Raw genomic sequence first — 9695 nt, forward strand, 5'->3', positions numbered from 1 at the left:
GTGCGCGAGCTAACCGGAGATGTCTACTACGGGGAACCGCGGGGCGTTCGGACACTTGCGGGAGGCGAGCGTCAGGCCTTCAACACCATGGTCTATCGCGAGTCGGAGATAGATCGCATCGCTCGGGTGGCATTTAAGCTTGCGGTGCAGCGTCGCGGGCGAGTGTGCTCGGTCGACAAAGCCAACGTGCTCGAAGCAAGCCAGCTTTGGCGGCAGGTCGTCGTTGATGTAGCCAGTGAGTTTCCCGGCGTCGAGCTAACCCACATGTACGTCGACAATGCGGCGATGCAGTTGGCGCGGCGCCCCACGCAATTCGATGTTTTGCTCACGCCGAACCTGTTCGGGGATATACTGTCCGACCTGGCCGCGATGCTGACGGGATCCATCGGGATGCTACCTTCCGCTTCCGTGAACCAAAGCGGAAAGGGGCTTTATGAACCGATCCATGGTTCCGCCCCCGCTATCGCCGGTCAAAATAGCGCGAACCCCTTGGGTACGATTCTCTCGGTTGCCATGATGCTCCAGTATTCTCTAGGCGCTCCGCTAATGGCTGAACGGGTGGAGCGCGCGGTGGCGGGTGTGTTGCGTCAAGGTGTCCGCACGCAGGATATCGCGGCTCCTGGGGAGAGCAGCGCCGGCACGGGAGAAATGGGTAACGCGGTGGTAAATGCGCTCTGAATCGGAGAGTATGTCGATGATTGAAGTGGAAGGATGAGCCGGGAATTCAATGTTGCCGTGGTTGGGGCCACCGGGGCGGTGGGCGAGGCCATGTTTTCGATCCTCGCCGAGCGTCGCTTCCCGGTAAAAAACATTTACGCGCTCGCGAGCCGGCGCTCGGCGGGGAACACGGTTCGCTTCAATGGTGAATCGCTGGTGGTGCTGGATCTCGACGCATTTGATTTCAGCGGCGTCGAGATCGGATTATTTTCGCCCGGCGCCAGCGTGTCGGAGATCTTCGCACCCAAGGCGGCGGCGGCGGGCTGCGTCGTGATCGATAACACCTCACGTTTTCGGTACGAAACCGATGTTCCGCTTGTGGTTCCGGAGGTAAATCCTCATGCTGTCAGCGGGTTCACAAACCGGGGGATCATCGCGAATCCAAACTGCTCGACGATTCAGATGGTCGTTGCGCTTAAACCGATCTACGATGCGGCCGGTATCGAGCGCATCAATGTGTGTACCTATCAATCGGTTTCAGGCACCGGTCGGGAAGCGATCGACGAGCTTGCGATCCAAAGCAAAGCGATAATTGACGGGGAGCCGGTGCGCACTCACGTGTATCCAAGGCAAATCGCGTTTAATGTGTTACCGCACATCGACGATTTTCAAGCCAACGGATATACCAAGGAAGAGATGAAGATGGTTTGGGAGACGCGTAAGATCCTGGAAGACGAAAGTCTCCTGGTGAATCCAACCGCGGTGCGCGTGCCCGTGTATTACGGGCACTCCGAGGCGATTCATTTGGAGACCAAACGGAAGCTGACAGCGCCAGAGGCGCGGGCCGTACTCCGCAGTGCGGCAGGGGTTACCGTGCTGGACGAGCCCGCTCCTGGCGGTTATCCCACCGCCGTGACGGACGCCGCGGGGCGCGATGCGGTCTATGTCGGCAGGATCCGCGAGGATATCTCTCACCCCCGGGGTTTGAATATGTGGGTGGTGTCGGACAACCTGCGTAAGGGGGCCGCACTCAACAGTATCCAGATTGCGGAAATGTTGGTAAAAAGTTACTTATAAACTATAGTTCATGCAAGCTTATAGGTTTTTTCTTACAATTAAATGTGCCTATGTCAATAGCTCGGCGATCTCAAAACGCCTCGAAAGGCTTTATCTAATATAAGGTATCGTACATGGCTCATCGATTGGTTTTTCTCCTACTCCTTTGTATCCCAAGCACGGCGTATACCCTTGGCCTTGGCGATCTGCAAAAACGCTCGCAGCTCAACGAACGGTTTTACGCCACGGTGCCAATCATCAATGCCAAGGCCGAAGAGCTCGATGCGCTCACGGTCAAACTGGCCGACGTGGCGCGATTTAGGCGCGCTGGTTTGGAGCGGCCGGCCTTTCTGTCGCAGCTGCGCTTCGAGGTCGTGGAGACCCGCGATGGCCCGGACTACATCAAGATCACCAGCACGGAACCCATCCGCGAACCGTTTATCAACTTCTTGATTGAGGTCAACTGGTCCAAGGGACGACTGTTTCGCGAATACGCGGCGTTGCTGGACCCGCCTGCGTATAAGGGACGGAGCAGCTTAGCACCCACGAGGCCCGAAACCGCGCGGCGCGAACCGCCTCGCGGCGCCATCGTGAGGGACAAGAGCACCACGCCTCCGTGGCGACCCGAGCAGCGCGCGGCGAGGCTGGCGGCGGAGCGCGCCGGCCTCGGCGCCGGGGGCAGCTACGGTCCGACGGTATCGGGGGACACCTTGTGGGAGATCGCGCTGTCGGTCCGCACCGACCCGAGCCTGTCGGTGCAACAGATCATGTCCGCGTTGTTGCACGCCAACCCTAACGCCTTTTTCTTGGACAACAACATCAATGCGTTGAAGCGCGGCGCCGTGCTACGGCTTCCCGCGCGCGGGGACAGCGCGCGGATGTCTCAGCGCGAAGCGATGCAGCTTGTGAGCAGACACTCGGCATTGTGGGAGCAATACCGGCAGAGAGTCGCGGCCACCGCACAGCCGCAACCCGCGGGCGAAGTGTCGTCTTCGGGCGCGGCCGGGACACCGGCCGTAGCCGCAGGTCCCGCCGAGGATGAAGCTCAGCTCAAGCTATTAGCCGCGACGGGCGGCGCGGCGCCGCAATCGCTCGCGCCTGGGAATGTCGTTCAGGGCCTCTCCATTGCGCAGGAAACAGTGGCCTCGCAAAAGCAAGAAATAGTCGAGCTTAACAGTAAACTCACGGAGGCGGATGAGATCATCAAGCTGCTGCGCAAGCAGATCGAGATTAAAGACGCCGATCTCGCCGCACTACAGGCTAAGGCCGCTGGCGCAGCCGTCGCACCGGAGACAGCTACGCCGTCTGATCGCGCCACCCCCGAGACCGCGGCGGCGCCGCCTGTAAGCGCCGGTGCCAGTCCCGAGACCTCGGTTGGGGAATCGGGGACGACGCCGAAGGTTACCGAGCCATCCCCGAGCGCGACACCCGACGCCACCGCTCCGTCACAACCACCATCTCAGGAGACTCCCGTGGCTGAACCTGGACCGGCCCTAGGCGCCGAATCCAGCGCGTTACCGGAATCGTCATTGCCTCCCCCAATTCCCAGGGAAACGACCGAACCCGAAAGCGAGGTCGCGGCGCCGTTACCCCCGCCGACGCCGGACGCCCCAGCGCCGCCCGATGGCGGAGGGCTGACGGATATCCTTCCGGAAGGAAACCTTGGGCTCATCGGCGGCGTCGCGGCACTGGTGGTCATCGTTGTCGGCGCGGCGATGGCGTTTAAGAAGCGCGGAGCGTCCGACGGTCAGCCCGTGGCCGAGGATTTCGAGCCGGTGGGGGTCCGGCCCGCAAGCCCGGAGGACAGCGGAACGTTTAGAATGCGGCAAGCCCCAGCGGGCGCGTTCACCCAGGACGGTCAGTCCGCTGCCTCGCCCGCCTCGGACGTAATCGCGGAGAATATCGAGGACCCGCTGTCGGACCTCGACGTTTACTTAACCTACGAGCGATTTGAAGAAGCTGAGCGTTTGGTCAACCAGGCCATCGCCGCGGATCCCAATCAACCTGCCTACAAACTCAAACTGCTCGAGGTATATCACGCCTCGGGAAAAAAGGCGGCGTTTGCAAAAAGCGCCAAGGAATTGCGTGACGCCACGGGTGGCCAAGGCAGACTTTGGGAACGCGCCACGGCGATGTGGCAGGCGCTCTCACCCAACCAACCGCTGCTTGCCGACGAGCCGGCAGCGGCGAGTGTGGATGTGGAAGAAAGTGAATTCATGGATATCGGCGTGACGGAGCAGCCGCGCAGAGGGCCCGGAGACACAGTCGCGAGTGCAAGCACTACGACCGCCGAGCCGAGCGTTAGGACCGATTTCGATCTCGGGATCACCAAGTGGTTGGATGCGGCGCCCACCGGGACCGGCGTCGATGGGTCGGCAGGCGCGGCGGAATCCAATACAGAGATAATCGATGTGACATCACCGTCCGCGCAGGATACCGAGGCGCCTGAATTCATCGATATCACGGCGCCTGAAGTAGGGGCCAAGTCGCCCGGAGACACCACGGTACGGGTTGCTAAACTCGCTGGCGATTTTTCTGACGAAATGACCCGGCCGATGAGCCCCGTGGTCGTGGACATTACCGGAGAAACCGGACCGGAAGCGACGCACGAACTGCCTGGCGAGCGCACGCTTTCCTCCTGGCTGAAGGATCCGCCTGCAAAGATAGACGCGCCCAGACGCTCGCCGATGGACGATACGCTTGCGAACTTTGATACGCGTACCGCCGCGGTTGACGGCGATGACGGCATCGAATTTGACTTGTCTGATTTCCCGTTCGAGAAAATCGAAGAGGACAAACCGGTGATCTCCGGGGAAACGAACGTGACCCTGGACGCCGAGCCCTCAGCACCGCCCGGGAAGGACGCCGATCCTTTGGATATCATGGATCTGAGCGCCGAATTCGGTTTGTCGCCCGAAGATACCAGCGATCTGTACAAGGCGATAAACAAGGCCGAGGCTGAGCAGAGCGGCACAGAGGATGAGGCCGACACGACGGCGGACGTCGATGTCAAGCTGAACCTGGCCAAGGCCTATATCGAGCTCGGTGACGCGGAAGGCGCGCGGTCGATCTTGGAGGAGGTGGTGCAGCACGGCGCCGAGGAACAACGTCAGGAGGCCACGCAACTCCTCCAGCAGGTAGGCTAGCGGCTGGAGCGTAGGGCGGGGCCTGCACGGGCGTTGCGGGCGCGCATCTCAAGGTCTTCAGGTGGCGGCCTGTGAGGATTGCCCTCGGTGTCGAATACGATGGAAGTCGGTTTTGTGGTTGGCAGATCCAGCCGCGCGCACGGACCGTGCAGGCCTGTATCGAGGAGGCGTTGTCGCGGGTCGCCGATCAACCCTTGCGGGTGCATTGCGCCGGGCGGACCGATGCCGGGGTGCACGCGCTCGGACAGGTCGTTCATATCGAAACCGATGCCCGCCGTGAGGCGCGCTCCTGGGTGTTCGGCGCCAATAGCAACCTTCCGCCTGACGTGTGTGTGCTGTGGGCTCGAGAGGCGCGTGCCGATTTCCATGCACGCTTCTCCGCGATCGCGCGGCGCTATCGTTATTTGATCTTGAACCGCCCCGGGCGCTCCGGGTTATGGGCGTCGAAAATAACCTGGGAACGCCGGCCGCTCGACGCCGAGCGGATGAGCGAGGCGGCGCTGTGCTTGCGCGGTGAGCACGATTTCTCGGCCTTCCGATCGCCGGAGTGCCAGGCCAAGACCCCGGTGCGAACGGTGCACTGTATCGAGGTCCGGCGCAGCGGCCCGATCGTGGCGATCGAAATCGAGGCCAATGCCTTCTTGCATCACATGGTTCGCAACATCGCCGGGGTGCTGCTGACCATCGGTCGCGGCGACGCCGCGAGCGGATGGGCCCGCGAAGTGCTGGCAGGCCGCGATCGCAGCCTCGGTGGCGTGACGGCCACGCCCGAGGGGTTGTACCTCATGGCGGTGCGTTATCCGGAGACCGACGGCATTTCGCCTCCGGTCCCGATGATGCTGCCGTTTTAGCGCTCCCGCGCAGGCCGAAGACGGTGACGAGGACGCAGAAAATTCCTACGGCACGGGTTAGGATCAAGATCTGCGGGATCACGCGCGGGTGCGACGCCTGGGCCGCGACCGAGCACGGGGCGGATGCCATCGGTTTGGTGTTTTACCCGCACAGCCCGCGGGCCGTGAACACCGGCCAAGCCCTTGAGATCCTAGCGGGATTGCCGCCGTTCCTGACGCGGGTGGGCTTGTTCGTGGATACGGGAGAAGACGAGATCCGCGCGGTCTTGAAGCACGTCGCCCTCGATGTGTTGCAGTTCCACGGTGATGAACTTCCGGAGTATTGCCGGAGCTTCGGGAAACCCTATGTGAAGGCTATCCGTGTCCGGGAGGGGGTCGATTTACACGCGCTCTGCCGGATTTACGCGGATGCGAGTGCCTTGCTGCTGGACAGTTTTGTCACCGGATTGCCGGGGGGCACCGGACAGACATTCGACTGGGCAGCGATTCCGGAACAGTTGGAGAAACCGATTATCTTGGCAGGAGGATTAAGTCCTGATAATGTCGCATCGGCGATCGCGGCTGCCCGACCCTACGCCGTGGATGTGAGCGGGGGGGTGGAGAGGGCCGGGGGAATCAAAGACGAGGAAAAACTACGGCGATTCATGCGCACGGTTCGGGATGCAAGGCTCGGTTGACATGATAAGCAAGGCAATGGCGGACGCCCGTCTCAGCGACACGCTTCCGGATCGGCGCGGGCATTTCGGCGTCTATGGCGGCCGCTTCGTTGCCGAAACCTTGATGAAGCCATTGCAGGAGCTCGAGGACGCCTATCAGAGATTTCGCCGCGATCCGGAGTTTGTCGCCGAGATCGATGCCGATCTCGCGCATTATGTGGGCAGACCTTCCCCGCTTTACTTAGCCGAGCGCTGGACGCAACGTTTAGGCGGGGCACGGATATTTCTAAAGCGCGAAGATCTGAACCACACCGGTGCTCACAAGATCAACAACACCGTGGGGCAGGCCGTACTCGCGCGCCGCATGAATAAGCACCGTATCATCGCCGAGACGGGCGCCGGCCAACATGGGGTGGCGACGGCCACGGTCGCGGCGCGCGCGGGTGTGGAGTGCGTCGTCTATATGGGCTCGGAAGACATCCAACGGCAGGCGATCAATGTCTACCGCATGAAGCTCTTGGGAGCGAGCGTCATACCGGTGGAATCGGGATCCAAGACGCTCAAGGATGCGCTCAACGAAGCCCTCCGCGATTGGGTGACGAACGTCGATAGCACGTTTTATATCATCGGCACGGTGGCGGGCCCGCATCCCTATCCGATGCTGGTGCGTGACTTCCAAGCCGTGATCGGGCGTGAGGCGCGCGCCCAGTGTCAAGAACGAACCGGCCGCATGCCGGACGCCTTGATTGCCTGCGTGGGAGGCGGCTCCAACGCCATGGGATTGTTTTTCCCGTTTTTCGAGGATCATTCCGTGGCCTTATACGGGGTCGAAGCCGCCGGTGACGGATTAGAGACCGGACGCCATGCGGCCTCCTTGTGCGCCGGCCGCCCGGGCGTCTTACACGGAAACCGCACCTATCTCCTGGAAGATACCAACGGTCAAATCATCGAAACCCATTCCATTTCGGCCGGGCTCGACTACCCGGGGGTGGGTCCCGAGCACGCGTGGTTAAAGGACACGGGGCGTGCTAGCTACGTAGCGATCACCGATGCGGAAGCCCTCGCGGCTTTCCATGATCTGACGCGCATCGAAGGCATCATTCCGGCCCTGGAGTCATCCCACGCGCTGGCCTTTGCGGCCAAGCTCGCCCCGCGGATGGAACGCGAGCAAATCATAATCGTGAACCTCTCGGGACGCGGGGATAAAGATATCCACACGGTCGCGACGCGCGCAGGAATCACGCTGTGATTGACTGTGATTGACAAGGAGTGGTGTGCGTCATGGGCCGTCTGAGCCGTTGTTTCGACGCGCTCCGCACCCGCGGCCGTAAAGCCTTAGTTCCCTTTATTACCGCGGGCGATCCGGGACCGGAGCAAACGCTGGTGCTCATGCGGGCGCTGGTCGCGGGCGGCGCCGATATATTGGAGCTCGGCGTCCCATTTTCCGATCCCATGGCCGACGGTCCGGTCATTCAACGATCGAGCGAACGCGCTCTGCGGCGCGGTGTCACGTTGCGGACGGTGTTGGATCTGGTCCGGGAATTCCGCGCAAGCGACACGCGCACGCCGATCGTGTTAATGGGTTATCTCAACCCGATCGAGGTCATGGGATACGAGGTGTTTGCGCGCGCAGCGCAGCGCGCGGGCGCCGATGGTATCCTGACCGTCGACATGCCTCCCGAAGAGGCGCACGATCTGGTTAAAATCCTGGGCGCCCACGAGATCGATCCGGTATTTCTTCTGGCGCCGACCAGCAGCGAGGAACGCGTCGCGCGCATCTGCGGCCTGGCGCGCGGGTTTGTCTATTACGTCTCGCTGAAAGGGGTCACGGGGAGTGATAAACTCGATACCTCGGCGGTGGCCGATAAGTTGCGCCTCATCCGGCGGCATACCGCGTTGCCGATTGGCGTCGGTTTTGGGATCAAGGACGCGGAGAGCGCAGCGCGGATCGCACTGATCAGTGATGCAGTGGTCGTGGGCAGCGCCTTGGTTTCCCGCATCGAGGCGCTCGGCAACGGCCCGAACCTCGAACGGGACGTGCGCGCCTTCATGCAAGAGCTGCGCGGGGCCATGGATGGAATGGGGCCGGGGCGTGTGCGGGAGAGTCTATGACGAGCTCGGAATGGGGTATGGATTGGTTTAAGAAGCTGCTTCCATCGCGTATTCGTACCAACGGAACGACTAAACGCGTCGTTCCCGAGGGTCTATGGACCAGTTGTCCGGGCTGCAAGGGGGTACTCTATCGCGCCGAGCTCGAACGCAATTTCAACGTGTGTCTTAAGTGCAGCCATCATCTGCGCGTGGGCGCCAGGCAGCGGCTCGATTGGTTCCTGGATGCGGAACCCCGCGTTGAAATCGGTAAGGAGATCGAGCCCATCGATTTTCTCCGCTTCAAGGACACCAAGCGTTATAAGGATCGCCTGAGCCAAGCGCAAAAAGCCACCGATGAGCTCGATGCGCTGGTGGTATTCATGGGGCGGGTGCAATCGAAAACCATCGTTGCCGGCGCCTTTGAGTTCGAGTTTATGGGCGGATCGATGGGATCGGTAGTCGGGGAGCGTTTCGTGCGCGGGGTCAATGCCGCCATCGAGCATGACGCGCCCTTGGTGTGTTTTTCCGCGAGCGGCGGGGCCAGAATGCAAGAGGCGCTGGTTTCGCTCATGCAGATGGCCAAAACCAGCGCCGCGCTCGCCGCGCTCAGCGCGCGCGGCCTTCCGTACATTTCGGTGCTGACCAATCCCACGATGGGCGGGGTGTCGGCAAGCCTCGCGATGCTCGGTGATATCAATATCGCTGAGCCCGACGCGCTGATCGGCTTTGCCGGGCCGAGGGTGATCGAGCAGACCGTGCGTCAGACTTTGCCGGAGGGCTTCCAGCGCAGTGAATTCCTGCTGCAACATGGCGCGGTCGATATGATCGTCGATCGCAGAGAGATGCGCGAGCAGATAACGTCCTTGTTATCGCTTATTACCCATCAGCCCGCACTCTAAGGCGTGTTGACGCTTCCCGGCGCCTGTATCAAGCAGCACCGGGACGTCCGCACGCCTAAGGGTCTCACATGACGCAACCCATTCTCACGGCATTGCCCCCGCGCTTTCAGACCTTGGCCGCTTGGCTTGCCTGGCAAGAAGGATTGCATGTACGACAAATCGACCTCGGCCTCGACCGTGTCCGGCGCGTATTCGAACGCCTGGGCCTGCAACCCCCGCACTATTGCGTCATCAGCGTTGGGGGTACCAACGGCAAGGGTTCGAGCGTAGCCATGCTGGATGCCATCCTGAGAGCCGCTGGGTACCGGACGGCGACGTATACCTCGCCGCATTTAATGC

General features: G+C 61.6%; 9 protein-coding genes. All 9 read left to right on the plus strand.

Annotated elements, in window-relative coordinates:
- A partial coding sequence (locus tag M3436_16690; GenBank protein ID MDQ3565672.1) for a 3-isopropylmalate dehydrogenase occupies nt 1-678 on the plus strand: 678 nt, incomplete at its 5' end.
- Between the two features lie 33 nt (nt 679-711).
- The gene (locus tag M3436_16695; protein MDQ3565673.1) at nt 712-1734 is read left to right on the plus strand and encodes an aspartate-semialdehyde dehydrogenase; all 1023 of its coding nucleotides are present in this window, start codon (nt 712-714) and stop codon (nt 1732-1734) included.
- Nucleotides 1735-1847: 113 nt separating this feature from the next.
- On the plus strand, nt 1848-4859 hold the full coding sequence (locus tag M3436_16700; GenBank protein ID MDQ3565674.1) for a hypothetical protein: 3012 nt from the start codon (nt 1848-1850) through the stop codon (nt 4857-4859).
- 71 nt (nt 4860-4930) lie between these two features.
- On the plus strand, nt 4931-5710 hold the full coding sequence (truA, locus tag M3436_16705) for a tRNA pseudouridine(38-40) synthase TruA (GenBank protein MDQ3565675.1): 780 nt from the start codon (nt 4931-4933) through the stop codon (nt 5708-5710).
- Nucleotides 5711-5733: 23 nt separating this feature from the next.
- The gene (locus M3436_16710) at nt 5734-6387 is read left to right on the plus strand and encodes a phosphoribosylanthranilate isomerase (protein MDQ3565676.1); all 654 of its coding nucleotides are present in this window, start codon (nt 5734-5736) and stop codon (nt 6385-6387) included.
- Nucleotide 6388: 1 nt separating this feature from the next.
- Nucleotides 6389-7615 carry a tryptophan synthase subunit beta gene (gene trpB / locus M3436_16715; GenBank protein MDQ3565677.1) on the plus strand — a complete coding sequence of 409 codons (1227 nt, stop codon included), beginning with the start codon at nt 6389-6391 and terminating at the stop codon, nt 7613-7615.
- 32 nt (nt 7616-7647) lie between these two features.
- On the plus strand, nt 7648-8478 hold the full coding sequence (trpA, locus tag M3436_16720) for a tryptophan synthase subunit alpha (protein MDQ3565678.1): 831 nt from the start codon (nt 7648-7650) through the stop codon (nt 8476-8478).
- A gap of 17 nt (nt 8479-8495) precedes the next feature.
- Entirely contained in the window at nt 8496-9356 is an 861-nt protein-coding gene (gene accD, locus M3436_16725; protein MDQ3565679.1) for an acetyl-CoA carboxylase, carboxyltransferase subunit beta, read from the plus strand.
- 68 nt (nt 9357-9424) lie between these two features.
- Nucleotides 9425-9695, plus strand: a 271-nt coding sequence (locus tag M3436_16730) for a bifunctional folylpolyglutamate synthase/dihydrofolate synthase (GenBank protein ID MDQ3565680.1), incomplete at its 3' end; no start/stop codon positions are given.

It is taken from the genome of Pseudomonadota bacterium, assembly GCA_030859565.1.
Classification (GTDB): domain Bacteria; phylum Pseudomonadota; class Gammaproteobacteria; order JACCXJ01; family JACCXJ01; genus USCg-Taylor.